Origin of the sequence: Qipengyuania flava (genome assembly GCF_019448255.1) — a bacterium.
GTDB lineage: Bacteria > Pseudomonadota > Alphaproteobacteria > Sphingomonadales > Sphingomonadaceae > Qipengyuania > Qipengyuania flava_A.
Genome location: NZ_CP080410.1, coordinates 784,714 through 809,686, shown reverse-complemented (window position 1 = coordinate 809,686; position 24,973 = coordinate 784,714). Strand labels below are relative to the sequence as shown.

Below are 24,973 nucleotides of genomic sequence, written 5' to 3'. Positions count from 1 at the left end.
TAGCAAATAAGTTAAGGAGCGGAAGCGGGGCGCCTTGCCCCGCCCCCTGATTGCCGTGTTCAGCAGGAAGCGAGCTCTTCCTTGATCTTGAGCTTCTGCTTCTTGATTTGCTGGATCATCGAAATGTCGGGCGCCGGTCGGAGTTGCTCCTCGTGCAGGCGGGCCTCGAGACCGGCGTGCTTGGCTTTGAGCGCGTCGACATGGGATGATTGCATCGGGCTGTCTCCTAGTTGGGTTGTGCGACCCCAGGAGCGACTCGTGTGCTTCACGCGGCACGGGCCGCTAGGACGAGTATCAAACCACAGGATTGAGAATTTACAAAGAAGCTTCTTATAGGCATGCGGCGAAGCGGTCGCATAAGGCGATTGTCCGGGAAGGTCCGCGTGAACGAACAGGAACTGCGCAAGAGGCTGGCACTGCTCCGCAGCGAACACCGCGATCTCGATGTCGCGATTGCCGCGCTGATCGAGGCGGGCGAACAGCGCGGCTTCGTCGACCAGCTTCAGCTGGCGCGGCTGAAGAAGCGCAAGCTGGCGTTGAAGGACCGGATCGCGATCATCGAAGACACGCTCCTTCCCGATATAATCGCTTGATTTCAATGTTTTAGGTAATTCGCCGTGCCATTGCGGGACACGCACGGTTAACGCGCTGGAAGGATGGCTTGCGAGCGCCTATCCGGTGCACCCATGGCCGCTAAAAATATAAATGAAGAGATCATCGAAGAGCTCTATTCCGAAGCGCTTGTGCTTGCCGACGACGCACGCGCCGCTTTCGATCTGAGCTTCAACGAGAACCAGTCGAACGCCGATGACCTGACCCGCGTCGCCCTGTCGATCGAAGGCCTGCGAACCACGACGAGGGTCATGCATGTGCTGGCCTGGCTGCTCAACCAGCGCGCCTATTTCGCCGGCGAGCTGAGCCGACAGCAGCTGGAACGCTGCGGCACCCTGCCCGAAGAACGCGCGGCCGATGCCGACAACCTCCAGCGCCTGGAGCCCGAAACCCGCGCGCTGATCGAAGAGACCGAGCGCCTGCACGCGCGCGTCGCGCGGCTTGACCGGGACTGGCGCGCAACGGGCGAAGAAGCGACACCGGTCGCCTCGCTGCAGGGCCGCATTGCGCAGGCCTTTGCCATCGGCTGATCAGGCCGCTGCCAGCGCCCTCGCGTAGCGCGCCAGCCGCGCGTCGCGCACATCGGTTGTCATATCCGGAGCAAAGCTGCTCGCGCCGCCGCGCATAGCCGCTGCCGCGCTTTCGAGGTCGGGATGCAATCCGCACCCGACCGCGGCAAGGATCGCAGCGCCAAGCGCCGTTGTCTCGATAAAGTCGGGCCGTTCGACCTCGAGGTCGAGAATGTTGGCAAGGTCCTGCGCCATCCAGTCGTTCGCGCTCATCCCACCATCGATCCTCAGGCGCGACCAGGGCGCACCATCGGCGGCAAAAGCACTGGCGAGGTCGTGTGTCTGGTGCGCCATCGCCTCCAGCGCTGCGCGGGCGATCTGCGCCCGTCCGCTTGCGAAGCTGAGGCCGGAAATCACGCCGCGCGCATCGGGTTTCCAATGCGGCGCGCCCAGCCCTGCAAGCGCTGGGACAATGACCACCTCACCGCTATCCTCGATGCTGCGGGCGAGGTCTTCGGTCTCGGCGGCGCTGCCGATCAGGCCAAGCTGGTCGCGCAGGTACTGCACCAGGCTGCCCGCCACGAAGCAGGCACCCTCGATCGCATAGGTCCGCGTACCGCCTTCCTGGTAGAGCACGGTTCCGAGCAGCCGGTTGTCCGAATGCGGGATCTCCTGCCCCTTGTTGGTCAGCACGAAGGCGCCGGTGCCGTAGGTTGCCTTGGTTTCGCCGAAGGACAGGCAGCCCTGCCCGATCGTGGCGGACTGCTGGTCGCCCGCAAGGCCGCAGATGGCGATCGGCGCCCCGAGCCATTGCGCATCACAAGTGGCAAGCTGCCCATGCGTGTCGACCACTTGCGGCAGGCTATCGCGCGGCACGCCGAACAACTCGCACAAATCCTCGTCGAACTGCGCGCCATCGAGCGCGAGCAGGAGCGTGCGGCTGGCGTTGCTCGCATCGCTGAGGTGCGCGCCGCCCGACAGCTTGTAGACCAGCCAGCTCTCAACCGTCCCAAAGGCCAGCCGCCCATCCTGCGAGGCGCTTCGCACTGCCTCGTCATTATCGAGCAGCCAGCGCATCTTGGTGCCGGAGAAATAGGGATCGAGCAGCAAGCCGGTGCGCTTCTGCACCTGCGGTTCGTGGCCATAGTCCTTCATGCCTGCGCAGAAATCGGCGGTGCGGCGATCCTGCCAGACCATCGCGCGCGCCAGCGGCTCGCCTGTGTCCCGGTCCCAGGCCACCACGGTTTCGCGCTGGTTGGTGATGCCGATGGCGGCAATGCGACCGGCATCTTCGCCCACGACCGTTCGGGCGCAGGCCAGCGTCTTCTCCCAGATCTCGCCGGCGTCATGCTCGACCCAGCCCGGCTTCGGATAGTGCTGCGTAAGCTCCTCCTGCGCCACGGCCTCCATCGACCCGTCGGCGGCGAAGACCATCGCGCGTGTCGAAGTTGTCCCGGCGTCGAGGACGAGGATGCAATCGGCCATGCTTTCTCCCTTCCAAAGCAGCGGGAGGTGACATGGCGCAGCCAGTGCCCCATATGCAAGACCATGGCTGGACCTCCTCCCAAACCGTGGCCGACCGGCAAGGCAATGCAGCTCGAGCCGCTTGTTCGCCGGGTGCTCGCCCCGAACCCTTCGCCCTACACCTTCACCGGGACGCAGAGCTACATCGTCGGACTGGGCGATGGCTGCGCAGTGATCGATCCCGGCCCGGACGACGAGGCGCATCTCCTGGCGCTCGATGCGGCCATCGGCGAAGAGCATGTCTGCGCCATCATGTGCACGCACACCCACCGCGACCATTCGCCCGCCGCCAAGACGCTGGCCGCGCGCACCGGCGCGCCGGTTGTCGGCTGCGCACCCCTGGTGATCGAGAGCGACCTGCCGCGCGCCGATGAATCCTTCGACAGCACATACGCGCCCGACCGCGTGCTCGAGGACGGTGAGCAGATGACCGGCCCGGGCTGGACGCTGACCGCGGTCGCAACGCCCGGCCACGTGTCGAACCACCTTTGCTTTGCGCTGGAAGAAAGCGGCGCGCTGTTTACCGGCGACCACGTCATGGGCTGGTCGACCAGCGTCGTGATCCCGCCCGACGGCGACATGGCCGATTACATGAAGAGCCTCGACAAGCTCTACGCGCGTGAAGACACCGTCTTTTACCCCGCCCACGGCGAGCCGGTGGACAAACCGCGCCAGCTGGTGCGCGGGATGATCGGCCACCGCCGACAGCGCGAAAACCAGATCGTGCGGCATCTCGGCGAAGGGCCCCATGCGGCCAGCGATTTCGTGCCCAAGTTGTACAAGGGGCTCGATCCCAAGCTGCACAAGGCGGCCGAGATGTCGGTGACCGCACATCTCATCGATCTGGAACAGCGCGGCCTCGTCGCCCGTTCAGGCGATGTATGGCAGACGATCTGAAGACCCGCGACACCGCTGAAACCACCCTAGAGCCTGATCTGCGCCGCGAGCAGCCGCTTGCCCGCGTGCAGGCTCTGCCGTGGATGATCGTGATCCTTCTGATCGCCGCCGTGGCCTGGCTCGGCTGGCGGGCGTTCTTCTACCAGGAAGAGGGCGATCCGGTCGGCAGCGCCATGCTCGCTTTCGAGAAGCAGAATTCGCTCACGGTCTTTTCCTCGCGCTTCGAGGTGGTGGCGGAAAGCGTCGACACGCGCGGCGTGCTCAACATCGACCTGCTCGAAAGCCGGCAGGCGGCGATCATCCCGGCGAGCGTGGAATACCGGCTCGACCTGTCGGAAATGGACCGGGCGGATTTCACCTGGGATCCCGATGGCGAAACGCTCGGGGTGACCCTCCCCCAGCTGCAGATTTCGCGCCCCAATCTCGACGAAGGCGCGCAGCGTGTCTTCACCGAAGGCACCTATGTCAGCCGCGATGCGAGCGCCGACCTTGCCCGCAACAATTCGCAGCAGGCCGAACGCAAGGCCGCCGCTTTCGCCAAGAACCCGGAAATCCTCGCGCTAGCCCGGCAAGCCGCCAAAGAGGCCGTCCGCCAGAACCTCGCCATACCGATGCAGGTCGCAGGCTATGGTGATGTGGAAGTCGACGTGCGTTTTGCGGACGAGCCTTAAAGGCTCCGATTGACGTCCTCCCACCCCGCCGATAGCTTCGCCAAAACAGATAGTTCGGTCGCTTGGGCTTTGTTGGGGGACACGAAACCATGGCCACGCTTGCCGATACACCGCCGCACACGGCTGCGGGCGAGCATCGCTTCTTCCTGATCGCAACCTGGCTGCTGGCCATCCTGACGGTGGGCGGCTTTGCGCTCAATGCGGCGGCCGGACGGTCGAGTTTCAACGTTCCGCTGGTCTATCACCTTCACGCGGTTGTCTTCATGGGCTTCATCGGGCTCTACACCGTGCAGGCAACGCTGGCGGCCAAGGGCAATACGGCGCTGCATATGCGGCTCGGGCAAATTTCCGCCATCTACATCCCGCTGATGCTCGCGCTCGGTACCTGGCTCACGTTCGAGACGCTGCGCGTGCTCGGAGGCCCGCCCTTCTTCTCGCAGAGCGAATTCCTGGTGGTGAACCTGTTCCACCTCGCCGCCTTCGGCGTGCTGGCCTTTGCCGCGCTGCGGATGCGCCGCCAGCCCGATTGGCACAAGCGCCTCATGTTCGGCGCTATGGTCACGGTCAGCATCCCGGGCCTTGCCCGCCTGTTGCCGCTGCCCTTCGTGGTACCCTTCGTGTTCCCCGTCATCTTCGGGGTCGCCGCGCTGTTCATCCTTGCAGGCATGATCATGGACAAGCGGGTCCACGGATCAGTGCACAAGGCCTGGTGGTGGGCACTGATCGGCCCGATTGCGGCCATGGGCGTGGGCGAGGTGATCGGCGCCACCGGCTACGCCAAGACCTGGGTCGCGGGCCACGTGGCTGGCACGCCGGGCGGCGAACGCTCGCCCGATCCCTTCATGCCGCCGGGCATGTGACGAAGCGGGTGAGCGCCGGGCAAGCCAGCTTGCCCGGAACGCACTCGCCTTCAGGGCCGTTCTGTCTATAAGCGCATCCAATTGCAGCAGACGGGACCAACCATGACCGCCCAGACCGACCTTCCGACCGGCCAGGATTTGCTCGCCGAGATCGATCGCCTCCGCAAGGAGAAGAACGCGATCATCCTCGCGCATTACTACCAGACGCCCGACATCCAGGACATCGCCGACTTCGTGGGCGACAGCCTCGAGCTGAGCCGCAAGGCAGCCGAAACCGACGCAGACGTAATTGTGTTCTGCGGCGTGAAGTTCATGGCCGATACCGCCAAGATCCTTAGCCCTGAGAAGATTGTCGTCCTGCCCGACATGGACGCTGGCTGCAGCCTCGAAGACAGCTGCCCACCCGAGAAGTTCAAGGCTTTCCGCGAAAAGCACCCCGACCACATCGCGCTGACCTACATCAACTGCTCGACCGAGGTTAAGGCGCTCTCCGACGTGATCGTAACCAGCTCCTCGGCCGAGACGATCATCAGCCAGATCCCCGAAGACCAGAAGATCATCTTCGGCCCCGACCGGCACCTTGGTGGCTACATGAGCCGCAAGTTCGGCCGCGAGATGCTGCTGTGGCCGGGCGTGTGCATCGTGCACGAGGCTTTCAGCGAGACCGAGCTGCTGAAACTGAAGGCCCAGCATCCCGATGCGCCGATCGCCGCCCACCCGGAATGCCCGCCGACCATCGTCGACCACGCGGACTACGTGGGCTCGACCAGCGGCATCCTGCAGTTCGCCAAGACCTTCGAAGGCGACACGCTGATCGTCGCCACCGAACCCCACATCATCCACCAGATGGAAAAGGCGCTGCCCGAAAAGACCTTCATCGGCGCGCCGGGTGCGGACGGGAACTGCAGCTGCAACATCTGCCCCTACATGGCGTTGAACACCATGGAGAAGATGTACGCCTGCCTGCGCGACCTCGAACCGCGTATCGAGATCGAGGAAGGCCTGCGCCTGAAGGCCAAGCAGAGCCTCGACAAGATGCTCGAAATGGCCAGCGGCACGATCGGCAAGGGCGATCTGGGCAAGGTCTGACGCCCCTCAACACCGGGAGAGAACACCATGGTCGCACGTTTTGCGCTGGCCGCTTCGCTTGCCTTTGCCGCTGCCCCGCTGGAGGCGCAGGAAACCGATGCGGACGATCCGTATATCTGGCTGGAGGAAATCCAGGGCGAAGATGCGCTCGCCAAGGTCCGCGAATGGAACGCCGATACCGAAGCGGTGCTGGCCGCGCAGCCGGAGTACCCGGTCGCCAAGGCCTGGGCGAAGCAGATCCTCGAAGACACCCGCCAGATCGCCATGCCCTCGGCGATCATGGGCGATCAGGTCACGAACCTGTGGCGCGATGCGGACAATCCGCGCGGGCTCTGGCGGATCGCGAGCCTTGAAAGCTACCAGGCCGACGCGCCCGAATGGCGCACTCTGATCGACGTCGACCAGCTTGGCGAGGACGAAGGCGTGAGCTGGGTATGGCACGGAGCCAATTGCCTTGCGCCCGAATACACCCGCTGCCTCGTTTCGCTCAGCCCGGGCGGCACCGATGCCGATGTCGTGCGCGAATTCGACATGACGACGGGCGGTTTCGTCGAGGGCGGCTTTACCCTGCCGGAAGCGAAGTCGAACGTCGCCTGGTACGATGCGGACACGCTGTTCGTAGGCACCGACGAAGGCGAAGGATCGCTCACCGATTCCGGCTACCCGCGCCTCGTGAAGCTGTGGCAACGCGGCACGCAATTCTCCGAAGCGCGTCTGATTGCCGAGGGCGAGCAGGCCGATATCAGCATGAGCGGCTTCTCGATCCTCGATGGCGAGACTCGCTGGCGCTTCGTGCGGCGCGGCCCGACCTTCTGGACCAGCGAATACAGCCTTGTCGCCGAAGACGGCTCGCTCATTTCGCTCCCGCTGCCTTCGGACGCAGGCTTCGAGGCCGTGCTCGATGGCCATGTGATCGCCAAGATGAACTCGCTGCAGGTGTCGAGCGCCGGGTGGAGCGCGCCGGTGGGTGCGCTGGTCGCCTGGTCGCTTGAGGATATCGCGGCCGGCCGCAGCGCCGCCCCGACCGTGATCTTCGAGCCGAGCGAAACGCAGGCCGTCGAAGACGTCGCAGCGTCGGAAACCAAGCTCTGGGTCACCGTGCTCGACGATGTGTCGGGCAAGCTGATCGAACTGACACCGAGCGCCGAGGGCTGGACCCAGCGCGCCATGGAACTGCCCGCCAACAGCACGATCCAGATCGCAGAGACCAGCGGCAAGGGCGACACCGCCTTCGTCACGGTCGAGAACATGCTGACCCCACCCACGCTCTACGCCGTGCCGAGCGAAGGCGAAGCCGTCGCGGTGGCGAGCGAGCCGGCGCAATTCGACGCGAGCAAGTTCGCAGTCGAACAGGAGTTCGCCATCTCCAAGGACGGCACGCGCGTGCCCTATTACCTCGTGCGGCCCAAGGACGCCGAAGGCCCGCTGCCGACGCTGATCCACGCCTATGGCGGTTTCCGCGCGGCGCAGACGCCCAAGTACCTGACCGCCGAACCCTATCGCAGCGGTCCGCTCGGCCTGTTCTGGGTGGAAAGCGGCAACGCCTATGTCCTCGCCAACATCCGCGGCGGCGGCGAGTACGGACCGCGCTGGCACGAAGACGCGCTGCGCGAAAAGCGCCAGAACAGCTTCGATGATTTCCACGCCGTGGCCGACGATCTCGTTGCCAACCGGCTCGCCACTCCCGGCCGGATTGCGGCCAGCGGACGCTCGAACGGCGGCGTGCTCGTCGGTGCGGTCGCCAACCAGCGGCCGGACCTTTATGGCGCGATCATTTCGGGCAGCCCGCTCATTGACATGCGGCGCTACAACAAGCTGCTCGCGGGCGCTTCGTGGATGGCCGAATACGGCAACCCGGACGTGGCCGAAGACTGGGCCTTCATGAAGGCCTGGTCGCCCTACCAGAACATGCGGCAGGGCCCGGACGTGCCCGCAGCCTTCTACTACCTCTCGACGCTGGACGACCGCGTACATCCGGGCCACGCCCGCAAGGCGGCGGCGAAGCACGAAGCCTGGGGCCAGACCTTCTACTACCGCGAGGCGACCGAAGGTGGCCACTCGGTCGGGTCGGACAAGGAAGAGGACGCGGCGCGCGCGGCCCTGCTGCTGGCCTATCTCAACCGCGAGATCGGCTCAGGAGTGGAGTAAGGCACCCATCGCGCTTTCGGGCGTTCCCTAGCTGACCGCAACCGTCAGGGAACGCCCGTTTGACCGCCGACATCCGCTTCTTCTGGGCGCGCCTCAACGCCAATTACTGGTTCTACCCGGCGCTGTTTTCGATCATCGCAGCGGCGCTGGCCTTCGGCATGGTCGGCCTCGACCGCGCGGGCTTTGCCGAAGTCCTCAACGACGTCGACTGGATTGTCCCTGCACGGCCCAAGGGTGCATCGGACATGCTGACGGTGATGGCCGGCAGCATGATCGGCGTCGCCTCTACCGTGTTCTCGATCACCATTGCCGCCGTCGCTTACGCAAGCGGCAATTACGGGCCGCGGCTGCTCACCAATTTCATGGAGGATCGCGGCAACCAGCTCAGTCTTGCGACCTTCATCGGCAGCTTCGTCTACGCGCTGATCGTGCTGCGCGCCGTGCGGGCCGAGGACGAGACACCTGCCACAGGTGCCGACGCCGCGGCAACCGCCCTGCCCGGCTTTACGCCGCAGCTGTCCCTGCTGGTCGCCTACGCGCTGATGGGTCTGTGCGTCGCGGTGCTCGTCTTCTTCCTCAACCACATCCCCTCCAGCATCCGGATCAACAAGGTGCTCAAGGGCATCGGGGATCGGCTGCTTGAGGCCATCCGCGAAACCTATCCGGTAGAAGACGAATTTTCCGACGCTGTCGAACCGGTCGGAGGAAAGCCGCTGCTCGCCTGGGGCACGGGCTATGTGCAGATGATCGACTTCGAGGACCTCGAGGGAATCGCGCGGGACTGCGGATGCACCTTTTCCCTTCGCGTGCGCACGGGCGATTTCGTCCACCGCGACATGCCGCTGATGGACATCGACGGCTGCGAGCCCGATGACATCGAGAAGAAGGTGCGCGGCGGCTTCACCCTCGGCTCGACACGCACGCCCGAACAGGACCCGCAGTTCCTGATCGACGAACTGGTGGAGATCGGCCTTCGCGCGCTGTCGCCGGGGATCAACGATCCCTTCACCGCGATAACCGCGCTGCACTGGCTCGGCGCCGCCACCGCCGAGATCGGTCGGCGCGACCTGCGCAAGGACGTGTGCGGCGAGGATGCAGACGACTGCCCCGTCATTCCCGTTGCCGACAATTTCGACCATTATGTGAAGCGCGGGTTCGGCGCGATCCGCAGCGCGGTGGCGAGTTCGCCGATCGCCGCCGAAGTCATGCTCGACACGCTCGCCAACGCCGCCGTGCCGATCAAGGACGAACGGCGCCAGAAATTGCTTAAAGTCGAAGCAGAACGCCTCGCAGACCAGGCGCGGCTGATCCTAGTCGGCCCGGACCTCGAACAGTTCGAGGACCACCTCACCGCCTTCAACAAGTCCTTCTGGTGAGGCTCTAGCGCACCCGGCTGCGGCCCGGCGCGCGCGCCAGCACAAGCGCCGCCCCGACCAGGGCCATGCCGAGGATGTCGAGCGGGACGAGCAGTTCGCCGAAGACCAGCCACCCGACCAGCGCGGCAATCGCCGGCTGGGTCAGCAGCGCCATGCCGATGATGAGCGGCGGGAAATGGCGCAGCGAGAACACCAGCAGCCCCTGACCGACGATCTGGCTGCTGAAGGCAAGCAGCAGGATCGGTGTCCAGCCTGCGGGCCCCGGCAGCACGGGTTCGCCCGCAACTAGTGCCATGCCTAGCAACAAAGGCGATGCGGCCAGGCTCACCAGCAGCAACACCGCCCAGGGGCCAAGCGTCGCCCGCGCTTTCTGGGCGGGCAGCAGGTAGAAAGCGTAGAAAATGCCGGCCGCGAGGCAGAACAGGTCGCCAACGAACGAGCTCGCCGAGATCTCGAGGCTTCGCCCAAGCAAGATTGCCGCTCCGGTCAGAGCGGCCAATACCCCTACCCCCTCGCGACCGCTCGGCGCGCGCTTGGCAGCAACCATTCCCCAGACCATCAGGATCACGCTGCCCGAGTTGCCGAACAGCACGGCGTTGGCGAGGCGCGTCTGCTCGATCCCGACGTGCCAGCTCGCAAGGTCGAAGGCGAAGAAGGCGCCCGCCGCCATGCACAGTAGCGCCAGCCTGCGATCAATCGGCCCTCCGCCATGCGCCCGCCAGGCGAGGACGGCCAGGATCGGTACGGGCAAGAGCAGGCGCCAGAACGCGGCCGAGACGGGACCGGTATCGGAAAGCCGCACAAGCCACGGCCCAAGCGCAAGCGCGACGTTGCCCGCCAGCAGCGCAGCAAAGTGCCATGCGCTGGCCTGAAAGCCATTCTTGTCCGGCGTGGCGGTTGCGCTGCTCATGACCCGCCCCTAGCTCAATGGCCAAGTCGCGCCAGCAAAAAGGATTTGCCCGCATGCACGATACTCTGTTCCAGCCGCTCACCATGGGCGCTCTCGAAGCCAAGAACCGCGTCTTCATGGCGCCGCTTACCCGCGGCCGTTCGACCCAGCCGGGTTCGGTCCCCAACGAGATGATGGCCACCTACTATCGCCAGCGCGCCAGCGCCGGGATGATCATTTCCGAAGCGACCGGCATCAGCGTCGAAGGTCTTGGCTGGCCGGCAGCGCCCGGCATCTGGAGCGACGAGCAGGTCGAAGGCTGGAAGCTGGTGACCGATGCCGTGCACGAAGAAGGCGGCCTGATCGTCCTTCAGCTGTGGCACATGGGCCGCCTCGTCCACCCGCTCTTCCTCGGCGGCAATCCGCCGGTTTCGGCGAGCGCCACGACTGCCCCCGGCCATGCCCACACCTTCGAAGGCCGCAAGGATTACGAACAGGCCCGCGAAGCTACGACGGACGATATCAAGCGCATCGTCGAGGATTATCGCCACGCGGCGGAGAACGCGAAGAAGGCCGGTTTCGACGGCGTCCAGCTGCACGGCGCCAATGGCTACCTTGTCGACCAGTTCCTGCGCGACAGCACCAACCTTCGCACCGACGAATACGGTGGCAGCCCGGAAAACCGCACGCGCTTCCTGCGCGAAGTCCTGACCGCGCTGATCGACGTCTGGGGCGCCGACCGCGTCGGCGTGCGCCTGTCGCCCAATGGCGAAACGCAGGGCTGCGACGACAGCGATCCGGCCGCCACCTTCGGCGCGGCTACCAAGGTCGTCGAAGAGCTCGGTCTTGCTTTCCTCGAGCTGCGCGAGCCGGGGCCCGACGGAACCTTCGGCGCAACCGACGTTCCCAAGCAGAGCCCGCTTATCCGCACGCTCTATTCGGGTGCGCTCATCCTCAACAGCGACTATTCGCCCGAGGACGCTGTGGCCGATATCGACGCCGGCAGGGCCAACGCGGTCAGCTGGGGCCGTGACTTCATCTCCAACCCCGATCTGCCGGAGCGTTTCCGCCTCGGAGCCGAGATCGCGCCCAACACCAATGTCCCGCACAGCTGGTACGGCCAGGGGCCGGAAGGCTACATCGATTACCCGATGCTAACCAAAGCGGAGCAGACTGCCGCCGGATGATTCGCTATCATGCGAACAAACGGAGGCATGGATGCGCTCGTGGATCTTAGTCCCGGCGGATAACGACAAGGCGCTCGACTCGGTTGCCGGGGCGGGCGCCGACGTCGTGGTCGTCGACCTCGCGCGGGCGATGACGTCGACCCAGCACTCCAAGGCCCGCATCGAGACCACCAACTGGCTGCGCTCGCACCGCGAACAGGTGGTGGCGGCGCGCCGGTTCGAACGCTGGGCCCGGATCAGCGGTCTCGACACGCCGCACTGGCGCGAAGACCTGGACGCCGCGATGGACGGCTCGCCCCACGGCATCGTGCTCGCGAATTGCCGGGGTACGGACGATATCCGTCAGCTCGCCTCCGTCCTTTACGAGATCGAGGACCGCCTCGGCCTTGCAGCCAATGTCACGCGGATCGTGCCCGAACTCGGCTCCACTCCGAGTGTTGCGCTGACTGTCAATCGGCTCACCGAAGAACTGCATCCGCGCGTGTCGGCGCTTACGTGGGACGCGGTCGGCCTCGCCCATGCCATCGGCGCGCGGCGCCTGCGCGGCCCCGGCGGTCGCTGGAGCGACGCGCTGGCGCATGTCCGCGCGCAGGTCCTCCTCATCGCGCATGCGCGTGGGATCGGGGCGCTCGAGCATCCGTTCCGCGACACGCGCGATACCGATACGGGGAAAAGGGTAGCCGAAGCCGCGCGAGCGGACGGCTTCACCGGAATGTTCGCCATCCACGCCGGCCAGCTCGCCGGAATAAACGAGGCTTTCGCCCCGCTCGACAGCGAGTTGGCAGAAGCCCGTTCGATCGTATCCGCATTCGCAACCAATCCGGGCGCGAGCCAAGTCGCACTTGGCGACAGGCGGATCGGGCAGAACGATTTGCAGCGGGCCAAGCGCCTGCTCGGCGAAGATTAGCCTTCGGGAGCGGGCTCCACAGCTGCGGCTTCTGCTGCGGGCGCAGCTTCGGCGCTGGCCGCCTCTTCGGAGGTTTCGGCAGCGGGCGCAGCGTCAGAGCCGCCGGCGGCGGCAGGTCGTGCGGGCGCTTCGCGAACCGGGGGCGATTGCGAACGCAACCGGTCGAGCGGGATCATGTCGTCGCTTATGGTACCGCCCAGCACCTCGCCCTGCGCATTGCGGTCCGCTTCGGCCGCGGTCTCCTCGCTGGGCGTATCGCTGCCGCAGGCGGACAGGACAACGGCCCCGAGCAACAGGCAAATCACGGGACGAAACGTCATGGCAGCGCGCAGGCCTTTCCTTGGAGCGCTTCGAGGAAATCGCCGAAGCGGCCCCGCAATGCCTCATCGAAGGCCGCCGGTGCAAGGTCGATTCCGAGCCTTTGCAGGCTCGTGACCCCGAATTCGTCGATCCCGCAGGGCACGATGCCCGTAAAATGGGACAGATCAGGCGCAAGATTCACCGAGAAGCCGTGCATGGTGACCCAGCGCCGGACCCGTACGCCGATGGCGCCGATCTTCGCCTCGCGCCCATCGATGTCGCGCGTCCAGATGCCGATACGCCCCTCGCTGCGCCAACTCTCGACGCCGATATCGGCGAGGGTAGCAATGACCCAGCCCTCGAGCGAGTGGACGAAACAGCGCACATCGCGGCCGCGTTCCTTGAGGTCGAGCATGACATAGCCGATCCGCTGACCCGGCCCGTGATAGGTGTAGCGCCCGCCCCGTCCGGCTTCGACCACCTCGAACCGCGGGTCGAGCAATTCGGCACCGTCGGCGCTGGTGCCAGCCGTGTAGACAGGCGGGTGCTCAAGCAGCCAGACCTGCTCGCGCGCTTCGCCTTCCGCGATCGCCCGGTTGCGCTCGGTCATCACTTCCAGCGCATCGCGGTAGCCGATCTGGCCGGCTTCGGCGCGCCATTCGACAGATTGGGTGGGATCGCTCGACATGCACGATTGCGTGGCGACTGGCGAAGCGCTTATCAAGAGGCAAACGGGAGCGCTGTGCCATGAAATTCGACCTCGACACTGCCTGGAAAGACGCGATGGGCCTGCTGACGCGCAACGCCAGCCTGCTTGGCGTCGTCGCCGGCGTGTTCTTTTTCCTGCCGTATGCGGGAATTGCCATCGGCATCCCGGAGATGAAAACGCTGGGCGAAGCGCAGGCATCGGGCAACCTTGAAGTCATGATGGCTGCGGTCGAGGCGGTCTATGGCAAGTACTGGTACCTCTTCCTCGCCATGGCGGTAATCCAGGGCATCGGCCTTCTGGCCATGCTTGCCCTGCTGCGCCGACGGGCCAATCCCACAGTGGGCGAGGCGCTGGGTTCGGGCGCCCGTTCGGTGGTCAGCTATATTGCCGCGCAGATCCTGCAGGGCTTCCTGATCATCGGCGTTGCCTTCTTCCTGACCGCCCTCTTCGCCCTGACCGGCGTGGTTGCGATTGCAGCGCTGGGCGGCGTGATGGCCTTCGTTGTCGCCTGCTACCTCGTCACGAAACTGTCGCTGGTGGCGCCGGTCATCGGGATCGAGGGCGAACGCAATCCGGTGGCGGCACTGAGGCGTTCCTGGGCGCTGACCAAGGGCAATTCGATGCGCCTGTTCCTGTTCTACGCCCTGCTGATCGTGGCTTTCCTCGTGGTCTCGCTGCTGATCTCGCTGGTGCTGGGTCTCGTTTTCGCGCTGGCAGGCGAGCAGGCCGCCGCACTTGGCGAGGCGGTTACCTCGGGCCTCATCAACGCAGTCATGATCGTGGTGATGGTCTGCGTGATGGCCGCCGCACACACCCAGCTCGCCCGGTTCGAGGCGAAGCCAGCGCGCGGAGAGGATCTCGAAGCCTAGTCGGCCGGCCCAGCCGCCCTAGTCCTTCCAGCCCCAGAACAGCTGGCAGGGCAGGACATTCCAGAACTCGAAGCCGCTATCGATGCGCGCGAAATGGCGCGCCATGAAATCGCGCGCCTTGGCCGAGAACTGGTAGACCAGGAACCCGCCGCCGGACCGCAGGACTGTGTGGGTCGCCTCGGCGATGGCCGGCCCCACCCCGTCCGGCAGGGTCGAGAACGGCAGGCCGGAGAGCACGTAGTCGGCCCCATCGTGGCCGTGCGCCTTCACGATCTCGACCACGTCGGCGGCCGATCCGTGAACGGCGTGGAAGCGGCTGTCGCGGAAGTGCTTGCGGAGGTAGTCGATGTAGAGGGGGTTCGTGTCGATCACGATCAGCGTACCATCGCGGCGCAGACGGTCGAGCACGGGCTGGCAAAAGGTGCCGACGCCCGGACCGTATTCGACGAAAACCTCACAGCGATCCCAGTCCACCGGGGCAAGCATCTTGGCGACGGTGAAGCGCGAGGACGGGATGATCGAGCCGACCATGCGCGGCTCTTCGAGGAAGCCGCGGAAAAACACGCCCCACTGGCCGAAGTAACGGCTCAGGCGCCGTCGGAGACTCGGCCGTTCGAGGGCTCCAACACTTTGATGTCCTGACACAATTGCGACCCTTGAAACCTGACGAGAGGTCCATCGATGTGACAGGCGCGTTCGGCCATTGCAAGCGCGCTGGCAGGAGCCTACCCCCGAATTCATGGTCGATGCTGAACCCGCCGAAACGATAGCCGCGCCCCGCTCCGGCGGCACCGGAGGCATATCGCGCGCGCGCATGGGGCTGCTGTTTGCGGTCATGCTGACGACGGCTGCGGGCAACACGGCCATGCAGTCGGTCATGCCGTCGATCGGCACCTCGCTCGGCGTGAACGATGTCTGGATCAGCCTGGCTTACAGCTGGTCGGCGCTGCTGTGGGTCGTGTGCGCGCCGATCTGGGCGGAACGGTCGGACCGGCGCGGGCGCAAGGCGATGATGGCGCTTGGGATGCTGGGCTTCATCGCCAGTTTCCTGTTGTGCGGGCTGATCCTATGGATCGGGTTGGTTGGCCTTCTGCCCGCGTTCTGGGCGCTGCTCCTTTTTGCGGCGGCGCGCAGCCTCTATGGCGGGTTCGGCAGCGCCGCGCCGCCGGCGGTGCAGGCATACGTCGCCAGCCGCACGCCGCGATCCGAGCGCACGCAAGCGCTTTCGCTGATCGCTTCGAGCTTCGGGCTCGGCACCGTGATCGGCCCTGCGCTTGCACCACTGATGGTGCTGCCCTTCGTAGGCCTCGCCGGCCCCTTCCTGGTCTTCGCGCTGATCGGCATCGTGACCCTGATTGCCTTGCGCCTGCGCCTGCCCAATGACGAACCGCAGTTCCCGGCGCGCGGTAGCACTTACGAATCGCCCTATTCCGGCAGTCCATCCGCCGACGTCGCCAAGGACGATGAAGATGAGGAGGAAGAAAGCGTCGAGCCGCACAAGTTGCGCTGGTTCGAGCCGCGCCTCAGGCCCTGGGTCATATCGGGCCTGATCGGCGGGCATGCGCAGGCGATGATCCTTGGGATCGCGGGCTTCCTCGTGCTCGACCGCCTTGGCCTGCGCGAGGATCCGACAGCTGGCGCCGGTCCGGTCGGGCTTGTCTTGATGTCCGGCGCGATTGCCACGCTGCTTGCGCAGTGGGGGCTGATCCCGCGGCTCGACCTCGGACCACGCGCCGCATCGCTTTGGGGGATCGCAATCGCCGCGCTCGGAACATTGGTGCTCGGCCTCGGCCAGAACCTGCACACGATTGCGCTCGGCTATTCGATTGCATCGCTCGGCTTCGGGCTGTTCCGCCCGGGCAACACCTCAGGCACATCGCTCGCCGTGACCCGTGCCGAGCAAGGGCAAGCCGGTGGCGTTACGGCCTCCGTTGCCGGGGCGAGCTTCATCTATGCGCCGGCGCTTGGCGTGTGGCTCTATAATACGAGCGACTGGCTCGGCTTCAGCCTAATCATCGCGCTGTGTCTGATCGTGTTCGTCTACGGCTGGCGCGCGCTGCAGGCCGACGCTCTCCTTACGCAGGACCGCCGCTGACGCTCAGAGAATTTCGAGCACCGTATCCTGAGGGCGGCAGAGACGCGCGCCTTTCTCCGTCTCGACCAGCGGGCGTTCGATCAGGATGGGATCGGCCGCCATGGCAGCCAACACGGTGACGTCGTCGGCGTCGGGCAGTCCGCGCTCCTCGGCATCGGTGCCGCGCCGGCGCAAGCCCTGCTGGGGCGTGATCCCGGCATCCTTATAGAGCTGCGCAAGCTTCTCCGCCGTGGGCGGCGTCTTGAGATATTCGACGACCTCGACATCGACCTTCGACAGGTTCTCCAGAATGGCGAGCGTCTTGCGCGACGTGCCGCATTTCGGGTTGTGCCAGATGGTCGCTTTCATGTGCCGAATCTCCTCAGGTTTGGGCGAGGCCTAAGCGACCCTTGCGATCAGTGAAAGCGGCTCTTGCGATTTTTTCACGCAGAATGCGCTTGCAATTGAGAATGGCTCGCAATAGCAGGCCATCAGCAATTGATAATCATTCTCAAGAATAGAAAGCACTTCATGAGGCACTCACTCACTCGTCCGGCCCTTCTCGCTGGCGTCGCATTCCTGGCCACAGCTTCGGCTGCACAGGCCGAGGATGCCCAGCCCGAGCGCGACTACCTGCCGACCGACATCATCGTCACCGGCGACCGCGACACGGGCTACGACAGCGAGGACGGATCGAGCGCGACCAAGACGCCGACCCCGCTGATCGACGTGCCGCAGGGTGTCAGCTTCATCACCGCCGACCAGCTGGAAGATCAGTCCATCCGCCAACTGAACGAAGCGCTGCGCTATGTCCCCGGCATCAGCATGGAAACCGGCGAAGGCCACCGCGACGAAGTCTTCATCCGCGGCCAGGAATCGACCGCCGACTTCTATATCGACGGCCTGCGCGACGACGCGCAGTACTACCGCTCGCTCTACAACATCGAGCGCGTCGAAGTGCTGAAGGGCGCAAACGCGCTGATCTTCGGCCGCGGTGCGGGCGGCGGCGCCATCAACCGTGTCGCCAAGCGCGCCGAGCTCGGCGCACAGGCCATCGCCGGTGAAGCGTCGGTCGACAGCTTCGGCGCCTTTGCGCTGATGGCAGACCTCAACCAGCCGCTGTCGAACGATGTCGCGCTGCGCCTCAACGCGACCTACGAGGAGTTCGACAGCCACCGCGACTTTTACGAGGGCCGCTTCTTCGGCATCTCGCCGACGCTCACGGCGCAGCTGGGTCCGCAAACCACGCTGATCGCCAGCTACACCTATGACGATGACCGGCGCGTAACCGATCGCGGCGTTCCCTCGGTCGGCGGCACCGGTCCGCTGCGCGGCTTCGACGACACCTTCTTCGGCGACCCGGACTTCAACGAAGCCGAAGCCCAGGTGCACATCGGCCGCGTCCGCCTCGAACATGACTTCGGCGGCGGCCTGACCGCCAACGCGACCGTCCAGTATGCCGATTACGACAAGGTCTACGCCAACATCCTGCCCTCGGGCGTGGATACCGCGGCGAACACGGTCTTCCTCGGAGGCTACCGCGATTACACCAATCGCGAGAACTGGATCGGTCAGGGCAATGTGGTCTGGCAGGCGGGCAACGACACGATCGAATCGACCCTCCTTGTCGGTATCGAGGCAAGCCGCCAGGACACGGTGAACGGCCGAGACACGGTCAGCTTCACTCGCGCCGATGGCGTCAACGGCCTCGCGCCGAACGAAACGCCGCTGGCCGAGACGATCTTCGTTCCGCCCTTCGCGCTGAACGTGGGCGCGCGCCTGCGCGATTCGCAGCTGGAGACGCTCAGCCTCTACATCCAGGAACAGCTCCAGATCGGCGAGCACATCGAGCTCGTCGGCGGCCTGCGCTGGGATCGCTTCGATCTTGAGACCGTGGACCTCGTCGGCGGCGTGGTCGGCGACCGGGTCGACAGCAAGGTCAGCCCGCGCCTCGGCGTGATCGTAAAGCCCACGCCGGACATCTCGATCTACGCGTCCTACGCGGAAAGCTTCCTGCCGCAGGCCGGCGACCAGTTCCTGCTGCTCAGCCCGACCTCGGCCCAGTTCGAGCCGGAGAAGTTCACCAATTACGAGATCGGTGTGAAATGGGCGCCGATGGCCAAGGTCCTGGTGACCGGCGCCGTCTTCCGTCTCGAGCGCAGCAACACGCGCTTTACCGACAGCCTCGGCAACACCACGCTCACCGGCGAAAGCCGCGTCGAGGGCTTCGAGATCGGCGCGGTTGGCGAGATCACCGATTTCTGGAAGGCCAATGTCGGCTACACCTATCTCGATGGCGAGCTGACCAGCGACAGCGTGTTCGGCCCGGCAGGCCAGCGCCTGCAGCAAACGCCCAAGCACCAGATCGCCGCCTGGAACCGTTTCGATGTGACCAAGGCGCTAGGCTTCGGCCTCGGGGTGATCCACCAGTCGAGCCAGTTCGCCAGCTTCTCGAACACGGTCGAGCTGCCGAGCTACTGGCGGGTGGATGCTGCGGCCTACTACACGGTGAGCGACCGCATCAGCGTGCAGCTCAACATCGAAAACCTGTTCGATGAAACCTACTATCCGAGCGCGCACGGCAACAACAACATCCAGCCCGCTGAACCCTTCAGCGCGCGGATCGGTGTGCGTTTCGCGATCTAGTCTTCGCCGTCGGGGGCGCTCAGCGCAGGAACTTCCTGCGCTGCGTCCCCGGCGCTGATCCCCGGTGCGGGCGCGGCGCTGATGGTCTCGGCCCGCCGCGCCACGCGCCCGGCCCGTTCGATTGCGCGAACAAGCCGCGGGTAGACACCGCAGCGGCAAAGGTTCGGGATAGCGGCCTTGATTTCCGCTTCCGAAGGCGCGGCGTTCTTCGCAATGAGAGCGCTTGCCGCCATCACGATCCCCGGCGTGCAATAGCCGCACTGGATCGCCTGTTCGGCCACCATAGCCTGCTGCACCGGATGCGACCGGTCGCGGCTCAACCCCTCGATCGTGGTGATAAACCGCCCTTCGGCCTCGGCAATGGTGATGAGGCACGAGCGCAGCGCCTCGCCATCGACATGCACCATGCAGGCGCCGCAATCGCCCTCGCCGCAGCCGTATTTCGTGCCGGTCAGGTTCGCCGCATCGCGCAGCGCCCACAGCAGCGGCGTGTCGGGATCCATCAGGAAGCGCATCGGCTTCCCGTTGACGGTCATGCTAGTCATGCGGCGATTGGCCCGGCGCTAGGGGTCAGTATTTCCAGCTGTCGTCGATCTTCGAGATGCGCCGTTTCCAGGCCTCGAAGTCGAGCACGCCGGCCGCGCCCTGCGACGACATCACCGACAGGTCGCGCTGGTGCACATCGACCACCTCCTGCGAGATCACATTGGCTTCGCCCTGGCTGAGCGTGGCGACCTGGATTTCGCAGGCGCGCTGCAGGGACCACATCTTCACGAACATGCCCTGGATGGTCTTGTCCATCACGACGGGACCGTGGTTGCGCAGCATCAGGATAGAGTGCTTGCCGAGGTTCTCGACCAGCCGCTCGCCCTCCTCGGGGCGCACGGTGACGCCCTCGAAGTCGTGATAACCGATCCGGCCCTGGAAGTTGCAGGCGTAGAAGTTTGACGGGATCAGCCCGTCCTTGTGGCTGCACACGGCCATGGTCGCGGTGGTGTGGACGTGGCAGATCGCGTTGGCCTTGGCGCCGAGGTGCTGGTGGAAATAGGCGTGCTGGGTGAAGCCGGCCTTGTTGACCATGTATTGCGACGGACCGACATTGTTGCCCTCGACATCGATCTTCACGAGGTTCGAAGCGGTCACTTCGTCGTAAAGCAGGCCGAAAGGGTTGATGAGGAAGGTGTCCTCTTCCCCAGGCACGGCAACCGAAATGTGGTTGTAGATACTCTCGCCCCAGCCGAGGTGATCGAAGATGCGATAGCAGGCCGCCAGGTCCTGCCGCGCCTGCCATTCGGCGTCGGTGCATTCGAAATCGCGGGTCTTCATCTGGGTGGCCATGGCTCTCGCTCTCTCCGATATCGGTTGTCTCTTGCAGCCAGCGTATCGCACGCACGGCGCACAGTTCGCAAGCAATTGGGACTTCGCGCTAGGCAAGGCGCACCTCCCCCGCTAACGCCGCACATTCATGAGCGAGACGGCCAAACTCACCCGCGGCAGTGTGCGCGGCCATCTCGTCGGACAGACGCTGCCGATGGTGTTCGGCGTTGCTGCAATCATGTCCGTGGGCCTGATCGACGCCTATTTCATCGGCCAGCTAGGCGCGCAGGAGCTGGCAGCGGTCAGCTTCATCTTCCCGATCACCATCGCGATCTCCAGCCTTGGCGTCGGAGTCATGGTCGGTATCAACTCGGTCATCGCCCGCGCGCTTGGAGAGGGCGACGTTGCCAGGGCAGAACGGCGAGCGAATTTTGGAGCGGCGCTGGCCCTTGTATCGGGCGTTGTCCTAGGCCTCCTGCTCTACCTCCTGCTCGACCCGCTTTTTCGCCTGATGCAGGCTCCTGACGAGCTGCTGCCCCTGATCCGCGAATACATGCGGCCCTATGCTCTGGGCCTGCCGGTGCTGCTGCTCCAAATGGGCCTCAACGGCGTGCTGCGTGGTCAGGGCGAGGCGCGCAAGACGAGCTATGTCTCGCTCACCTATTCCGGTGCGAACTGGATCCTCGACCCGATCCTGATCACCGGAGCGTTCGGCATCGGAGGCTTCGGTGTCGCGGGCGCGGCCTATGCCAGCATCATTGGTTTTGGCATCGCCATCCTGGTGGCGCTGTGGCTGATCAAGGACGCGCAGCTGCCGATCCGTCCCTCGACCATCCCGCAGTGCGATGTGAAGGAATCGACCAAGGCGATCATGTCGGTCGCAGGGCCTGCGGCCTTTTCCAACGCCATCAACCCGATCGGCCTGTCCGTCCTGACCGCGCTTCTTGCCAGCCAGGGTGAAGCAGCGATTGCCGGCTTCGGCGCGGCGGGTCGCCTCCAGGCCTTCGCAACCGTGCCGCTGCTGGCGCTGTCGGGTTCAATCGGCGCGATCGTCGGACAAAACTGGGGCGCGCGGCGCGCCGACCGTTCGCGCCGCGCGATGAAATGGTCGGCCGCGTTCTGCGTGGCCTACGGCCTTGCCACCGCCATCCTCCTCTATTTCACCGGAAGCTGGTTCGCCGATTTCTTCACCAATGATCCGGCGGTGATCGAGGAATTCTCGCGCTATCTTGCCATCTCGGTCTGGGGTTATGCCGGTTTCGGCCTGCTGATCGTGGCCAATGGCGCGCTCAACGCGGTCGACAAGGCCGGCTTCGCCCTCGCACAAAGCGCGGCGCGCGTGTTCCTGGTCATGCTGCCTTTCGGCTGGATCTTGCGCGCCAGCTGGGGTTCTGAAGCCATCTACGCAGCCGAGCTGGTCGCCAATCTGGCCGGCGGCGCGCTGGCCGCCTTCGTCGTCTGGCGTGTGCTCCGCAGCGGCCCCGGTGACGAGGAAACCGGCACAACCAATCGTTAACCATCTTCGTCCATAGCCTCTTCTAATCGCATGAGGGGCAATGAATCATGGACGACCTGCTGGCGGATTTCGTAGCGGAAACCCGCGAAATGCTGGAAGCAAGCGGCGGCGAAATCGTCGCCTGGGAAGCCGATCCTTCGGACAAGGCGCGGCTCGATACGATCTTCCGCTTCGTTCACACCGTGAAGGGCAACTGCGGCTTCTTCGACTTCCCGCGGCTTGAGAAGCTCAGCCACGCCGCCGAAGACGCGCTGGCCGAATGCCGCGCCGGACGCCGCGAACCTGACAGCGCGCTGGTGTCTGCCGTGCTGGCAATCATCGATCGCATCAGCGAAATGACCGACGCCATCGAGGCCGGCGAAGACTATCCCGAAGGCGGCGACGACACCCTCATCGACGCGCTGCAGTCGGGCGAGGACGTCGAAATCGTCGGCGAAGCCAAGGTCGAAGCGGCCGAAGCGAGCCAGCCCGATGCGGCCGCTGCTGAAGCCGCCCCGAAGGCGGCGCGCAGCGCCGGCGTGCAGCGCTCGATCCGCCTGCCGACCGAACTCCTCGACGAGGTCATGAAAGGCGTTTCGGACATGGTCCTGGCGCGTAATGACCTTGCCCGCCGCCTGCGCGAAGCCGGCGAGCAGCCGACCATTGACGGCCCCTTCGACCGCCTCAGCACCATCCTTGCCGATGTGCGCACCTCGATCACCCGCATGCGCATGCAGCGCCTCGAGCACCTCTTCACCTCGCTCCCGCGCCTCGTGCGCGACCTGTCTAACGAACTCGGCAAGCAGGTGATGGTCGATTTCGAGGGCGGCGAAGTCGAACTCGACCGCGAGATGGTCGAAATGGTCCGCGATCCGCTGACCCACATCATCCGCAACGCCATTGATCACGGCCTCGAAGGCCCCGGCGAGCGCATCAAGAACGACAAGCGCGAAATCGGCCTGCTCAAGTTCGCAGCGCGCCAGGCCGGCAACCAGATCACGCTGGCCATCACCGATGACGGCCGCGGCATCAACACCGACCGCCTCGCCGCCAAGGCCGTGGCCGCAGGCATCTACAGCCAGTCCGAAGTCGACAAGATGTCGGATCGTCGCAAGCACTACCTGATCTTCGAGCCCGGTCTTTCGACGGCCGATGAAGTCAGCTCCGTCTCGGGCCGCGGCGTCGGCATGGACGTGGTGCGCGCCAATATCGAGCGCGTCGGCGGTTCGATCGATGTCACCAGCAAGCCGGGCGAAGGCACCAGCTTCTATCTCAAGCTGCCGCTCACCCTGAGCATCATCGCCGCGCTAACCGTTGGCAGCGGCGGCCAGCGCTACGCCATTCCGCGCAGCTATGTCGAAGAAATCGTTTTCGGCTCTAGCGACCATGTCGATTTTGCCGAGGCCGGCGAACGCCGCCTCGTGACCTTCCGCGGCAAGCGCGTGCCCTGCCTCTCGCTTGGCGAGATCCTGGGCACCGAAGCCAACGAGGAAGTCGAGTGGGAGGACAAGACGCTGGTCCTCATCCGCCTTGCCACGGACGATGTCTTCGCGCTCGCCGTCGACCGGGTATACGATCACGAAGACGTGGTGGTGAAGCCGATCGCACCGGCGATCATGGAAACCAGCCTCTACGCCGGCACCACGCTGCTCGACGACGGCAAGCCGATGATGCTGCTCGACCTGCCGAGCATCGCCCAGGCGCGCCAGCTCGTGAACGAGATGCGCAGCACCACCCGCGTGGTCGAGGAAGACACCACCGAGCGCCGCAAGACCCATCCGATCATGCTGTTCACCGGCCTCGACGGGCGCCGCCGCGCGGTGCGTCTCGAACTGGTCCGCCGGATCGACACGATCGCCCGCGACGCCATCGATATCGAAGGCTCGCGCGCACAGGCCGTCATCGACGGCGCGATCTTCTCTCTGGTCGGGCACGACTATGGCCCGCTGCCGGAAGAAAAATGCCGCCTGCTGCGCCTGTCCGATGGCGAATGCGAAGTGGTCTATGCCGTTCGCGAGGTGGTGGATGCAGCCGACATGGACGGCGAGATCGTCCCCTCGAGCGCCGATCCTTCGGTCGAGGGCGTCACGCTCATCGACAACCAGCCGGTGCCGGTCATCGACGGACACGCCCTGTTTGCCAGCCACCGCGCACCGCGCCGCGTGGACCAGCCGATGGTCTGCCGCCTGCCCGAAGGCAGCGACTGGGCCCGAACGATCCTCGAGCCGCTTGTCGAAGCCGCCGGTTACCGCGTTTCGAGCGATGCCAGCGAGGAAGCCGACGTCTCGATCGAGCTTGCCGAAGCGGCCGAAGCGCCTGCTGGCCCGGCGCGCAACACGATCCGCCTGCGTCCTGAACCGGACGCAGCACAGGACGATGGCGACAGCATTTATCGCTATGACCGCGAGGCCCTGATGGCCGCGCTCAAACAAGCCCGCATGGAGAAGCGCGCATGAACGAACTGCTCCTCATGTGCCTTGTCGCCGGACGACGCGCCGCCATCCCGGCCGTGCGAGTCCAGTCGGTGATCGAGGTCCAGGACATCACGCCGATCCCGGGCGTGCCGCCTTTCATCCGCGGTCTTACCGCCCTTCGCAGCCAGGCGCTGACCGTGATCGACTGCCCGGTGGCCCTCGGCTTCGAAGGCCAGGAAGAGGTATCCAGCCAGCGCGCGGCGGTCGTTGATGTCGACGGCCATCTCTACGCCCTGCTCGTGGACGAAGCCTATGACGTCGGCGAAGCCCGCAGCGAACCGATTGATGTTCCGGGAGGTTTCGGTCCCGGCTGGCAGGCTGCCGCGCGGGGCATGGTCGAAACCGACGGCGGTCCCACCCTGCTGATCGACGTCGAGGCGCTTGTTTCCGGGCCCGTCGCAAGGGCTGCTTAAGCGATTA

At 65.3% G+C, this 24,973-nt stretch carries 25 protein-coding genes; 16 read left to right on the top strand and 9 right to left on the bottom strand.

What is annotated here, in order from left to right:
* Window positions 1-59: 59 nt before the first annotated feature.
* A complete protein-coding gene (locus KUV82_RS03995; RefSeq protein ID WP_219955604.1) occupies window positions 60-215 on the bottom strand; it encodes a DUF465 domain-containing protein in 156 nt (51 codons plus the stop codon).
* Window positions 216-383: 168 nt separating this feature from the next.
* On the opposite strand from KUV82_RS03995, the gene KUV82_RS03990 reads away from it, so the two are divergent.
* Both KUV82_RS03990 and KUV82_RS03985 read left to right on the top strand, forming a co-directional pair.
* The gene (locus tag KUV82_RS03990; protein WP_219955603.1) at window positions 384-593 is read left to right on the top strand and encodes a YdcH family protein; all 210 of its coding nucleotides are present in this window, start codon (window positions 384-386) and stop codon (window positions 591-593) included.
* Window positions 594-686: 93 nt separating this feature from the next.
* Window positions 687-1,142: a DUF1465 family protein gene (locus tag KUV82_RS03985; protein WP_219955602.1), complete on the top strand. Its 456-nt coding sequence runs from the start codon at window positions 687-689 to the stop codon at window positions 1,140-1,142.
* Here KUV82_RS03985 and KUV82_RS03980 read toward each other — a convergent pair whose 3' ends face one another.
* Window positions 1,143-2,606 (bottom strand): glycerol kinase, encoded by a 1,464-nt coding sequence (locus KUV82_RS03980; RefSeq protein ID WP_219955601.1) that lies wholly within the window; start codon window positions 2,604-2,606, stop codon window positions 1,143-1,145.
* 63 nt (window positions 2,607-2,669) lie between these two features.
* Here KUV82_RS03980 and KUV82_RS03975 point away from each other — a divergent pair, with 63 nt between their 5' ends.
* From KUV82_RS03975 to KUV82_RS03950, 6 genes are all read left to right on the top strand, one after another.
* Window positions 2,670-3,542 (top strand): MBL fold metallo-hydrolase, encoded by an 873-nt coding sequence (locus KUV82_RS03975; RefSeq protein ID WP_219955600.1) that lies wholly within the window; start codon window positions 2,670-2,672, stop codon window positions 3,540-3,542.
* A complete protein-coding gene (locus KUV82_RS03970; RefSeq protein ID WP_219955599.1) occupies window positions 3,527-4,213 on the top strand; it encodes a DUF4230 domain-containing protein in 687 nt (228 codons plus the stop codon). Before KUV82_RS03975 ends, KUV82_RS03970 begins: the two co-directional genes overlap by 16 nt.
* An 89-nt stretch (window positions 4,214-4,302) precedes the next feature.
* On the top strand, window positions 4,303-5,073 hold the full coding sequence (locus KUV82_RS03965; protein ID WP_219955598.1) for a hypothetical protein: 771 nt from the start codon (window positions 4,303-4,305) through the stop codon (window positions 5,071-5,073).
* A 102-nt stretch (window positions 5,074-5,175) separates the two neighbouring features.
* The gene (nadA, locus tag KUV82_RS03960; RefSeq protein ID WP_219955597.1) at window positions 5,176-6,162 is read left to right on the top strand and encodes a quinolinate synthase NadA; all 987 of its coding nucleotides are present in this window, start codon (window positions 5,176-5,178) and stop codon (window positions 6,160-6,162) included.
* Window positions 6,163-6,189: 27 nt separating this feature from the next.
* Window positions 6,190-8,310 (top strand): prolyl oligopeptidase family serine peptidase, encoded by a 2,121-nt coding sequence (locus tag KUV82_RS03955; RefSeq protein WP_219955596.1) that lies wholly within the window; start codon window positions 6,190-6,192, stop codon window positions 8,308-8,310.
* A gap of 59 nt (window positions 8,311-8,369) precedes the next feature.
* Window positions 8,370-9,686 (top strand): DUF2254 domain-containing protein, encoded by a 1,317-nt coding sequence (locus KUV82_RS03950; protein WP_219955595.1) that lies wholly within the window; start codon window positions 8,370-8,372, stop codon window positions 9,684-9,686.
* A 4-nt stretch (window positions 9,687-9,690) separates the two neighbouring features.
* On the opposite strand, the gene KUV82_RS03945 is transcribed toward KUV82_RS03950, so the two are convergent.
* Window positions 9,691-10,596 carry a DMT family transporter gene (locus tag KUV82_RS03945; RefSeq protein ID WP_219955594.1) on the bottom strand — a complete coding sequence of 302 codons (906 nt, stop codon included), beginning with the start codon at window positions 10,594-10,596 and terminating at the stop codon, window positions 9,691-9,693.
* Between the two features lie 53 nt (window positions 10,597-10,649).
* On the opposite strand from KUV82_RS03945, the gene KUV82_RS03940 reads away from it, so the two are divergent.
* Together KUV82_RS03940 and KUV82_RS03935 are read left to right on the top strand one after the other, a co-directional pair.
* Window positions 10,650-11,762 (top strand): alkene reductase, encoded by a 1,113-nt coding sequence (locus KUV82_RS03940; RefSeq protein WP_219955593.1) that lies wholly within the window; start codon window positions 10,650-10,652, stop codon window positions 11,760-11,762.
* 31 nt (window positions 11,763-11,793) lie between these two features.
* On the top strand, window positions 11,794-12,669 hold the full coding sequence (locus KUV82_RS03935; protein WP_219955592.1) for an HpcH/HpaI aldolase/citrate lyase family protein: 876 nt from the start codon (window positions 11,794-11,796) through the stop codon (window positions 12,667-12,669).
* Here KUV82_RS03935 and KUV82_RS03930 read toward each other — a convergent pair.
* Together KUV82_RS03930 and lipB are read right to left on the bottom strand one after the other, a co-directional pair.
* Complete coding sequence (locus tag KUV82_RS03930) at window positions 12,666-12,989, bottom strand: hypothetical protein (RefSeq protein ID WP_219955591.1); 324 nt, start codon at window positions 12,987-12,989, stop codon at window positions 12,666-12,668. The two genes, KUV82_RS03935 and KUV82_RS03930, sit on opposite strands and share 4 nt — an antisense overlap.
* On the bottom strand, window positions 12,986-13,657 hold the full coding sequence (lipB, locus tag KUV82_RS03925) for a lipoyl(octanoyl) transferase LipB (protein WP_219955590.1): 672 nt from the start codon (window positions 13,655-13,657) through the stop codon (window positions 12,986-12,988). Before lipB ends, KUV82_RS03930 begins: the two co-directional genes overlap by 4 nt.
* A 59-nt stretch (window positions 13,658-13,716) precedes the next feature.
* Between lipB and KUV82_RS03920 the strand changes: the two genes are divergently transcribed.
* A complete protein-coding gene (locus KUV82_RS03920; protein WP_219955589.1) occupies window positions 13,717-14,547 on the top strand; it encodes a glycerophosphoryl diester phosphodiesterase membrane domain-containing protein in 831 nt (276 codons plus the stop codon).
* A gap of 18 nt (window positions 14,548-14,565) precedes the next feature.
* On the opposite strand, the gene KUV82_RS03915 is transcribed toward KUV82_RS03920, so the two are convergent.
* Window positions 14,566-15,138 carry a class I SAM-dependent methyltransferase gene (locus tag KUV82_RS03915; RefSeq protein ID WP_258319879.1) on the bottom strand — a complete coding sequence of 191 codons (573 nt, stop codon included), beginning with the start codon at window positions 15,136-15,138 and terminating at the stop codon, window positions 14,566-14,568.
* 148 nt (window positions 15,139-15,286) lie between these two features.
* Here KUV82_RS03915 and KUV82_RS03910 point away from each other — a divergent pair, with 148 nt between their 5' ends.
* Entirely contained in the window at window positions 15,287-16,642 is a 1,356-nt protein-coding gene (locus KUV82_RS03910) for an MFS transporter (protein ID WP_219955587.1), read from the top strand.
* Between the two features lie 3 nt (window positions 16,643-16,645).
* Here KUV82_RS03910 and arsC read toward each other — a convergent pair whose 3' ends face one another.
* The gene (gene arsC, locus KUV82_RS03905) at window positions 16,646-16,990 is read right to left on the bottom strand and encodes an arsenate reductase (glutaredoxin) (protein WP_219955586.1); all 345 of its coding nucleotides are present in this window, start codon (window positions 16,988-16,990) and stop codon (window positions 16,646-16,648) included.
* 162 nt (window positions 16,991-17,152) lie between these two features.
* Here arsC and KUV82_RS03900 point away from each other — a divergent pair, with 162 nt between their 5' ends.
* The gene (locus KUV82_RS03900) at window positions 17,153-19,267 is read left to right on the top strand and encodes a TonB-dependent receptor (RefSeq protein ID WP_219955585.1); all 2,115 of its coding nucleotides are present in this window, start codon (window positions 17,153-17,155) and stop codon (window positions 19,265-19,267) included.
* Here the strand turns inward: KUV82_RS03900 and KUV82_RS03895 are convergent.
* Together KUV82_RS03895 and KUV82_RS03890 are read right to left on the bottom strand one after the other, a co-directional pair.
* Window positions 19,264-19,812: a (2Fe-2S)-binding protein gene (locus KUV82_RS03895; RefSeq protein ID WP_219955584.1), complete on the bottom strand. Its 549-nt coding sequence runs from the start codon at window positions 19,810-19,812 to the stop codon at window positions 19,264-19,266. The genes KUV82_RS03900 and KUV82_RS03895 overlap by 4 nt on opposite strands.
* A gap of 25 nt (window positions 19,813-19,837) precedes the next feature.
* Complete coding sequence (locus KUV82_RS03890; RefSeq protein ID WP_219955583.1) at window positions 19,838-20,605, bottom strand: class II aldolase/adducin family protein; 768 nt, start codon at window positions 20,603-20,605, stop codon at window positions 19,838-19,840.
* Between the two features lie 127 nt (window positions 20,606-20,732).
* Here KUV82_RS03890 and KUV82_RS03885 point away from each other — a divergent pair, with 127 nt between their 5' ends.
* From KUV82_RS03885 to KUV82_RS03875, 3 genes are read left to right on the top strand one after another with little or no spacing between them, the layout of a single operon-like run.
* Entirely contained in the window at window positions 20,733-22,100 is a 1,368-nt protein-coding gene (locus KUV82_RS03885) for an MATE family efflux transporter (RefSeq protein WP_219955582.1), read from the top strand.
* 47 nt (window positions 22,101-22,147) lie between these two features.
* Complete coding sequence (locus KUV82_RS03880; protein ID WP_219955581.1) at window positions 22,148-24,535, top strand: chemotaxis protein CheA; 2,388 nt, start codon at window positions 22,148-22,150, stop codon at window positions 24,533-24,535.
* Window positions 24,532-24,966: a chemotaxis protein CheW gene (locus tag KUV82_RS03875; protein WP_219955580.1), complete on the top strand. Its 435-nt coding sequence runs from the start codon at window positions 24,532-24,534 to the stop codon at window positions 24,964-24,966. Before KUV82_RS03880 ends, KUV82_RS03875 begins: the two co-directional genes overlap by 4 nt.
* The last annotated feature ends 7 nt before the right edge of the window (window positions 24,967-24,973 follow it).